The following is a 378-nucleotide window of genomic DNA, read 5'->3' on the forward strand; positions in this document are numbered from 1 at the left end:
ATCATATTGTAAATTGGAGCGGAAGACGGGATTCGAACCCGCGACCCCAACCTTGGCAAGGTTGTATTCTACCACTGAACTACTTCCGCTCGGTATGAAATTGGTTTCGCTTATAAAGTGCGGGTGAAGGGAGTCGAACCCCCACGCCAAAGGCGCCAGATCCTAAGTCTGGTGCGTCTGCCAATTCCGCCACACCCGCGAATTATTATAAATGGTGAGCCATGAAGGACTCGAACCTTCGACCCTCTGATTAAAAGTCAGATGCTCTACCAACTGAGCTAATGGCTCGTACAAGAAAAACTGGTGCCGGCTAGAGGACTTGAACCCCCAACCTACTGATTACAAGTCAGTTGCTCTACCAATTGAGCTAAGCCGGCG

Annotated in this window: 4 tRNA genes; all 4 read right to left on the reverse strand. The window is 50.0% G+C overall.

What is annotated here, in order from left to right:
• Positions 1-14: 14 nt before the first annotated feature.
• A tRNA-Gly gene (locus tag BPMYX0001_RS25615) sits at positions 15-89 on the reverse strand.
• Between the two features lie 29 nt (positions 90-118).
• A tRNA-Leu gene (locus tag BPMYX0001_RS25620) sits at positions 119-199 on the reverse strand.
• 13 nt (positions 200-212) lie between these two features.
• Positions 213-288, reverse strand: a tRNA-Lys gene (locus BPMYX0001_RS25625).
• 13 nt (positions 289-301) lie between these two features.
• Positions 302-377, reverse strand: a tRNA-Thr gene (locus BPMYX0001_RS25630).
• Position 378 lies beyond the last annotated feature (1 nt).

Source organism: Bacillus pseudomycoides DSM 12442 (assembly GCF_000161455.1).
Taxonomy (GTDB): Bacteria; Bacillota; Bacilli; order Bacillales; family Bacillaceae_G; genus Bacillus_A; species Bacillus_A pseudomycoides.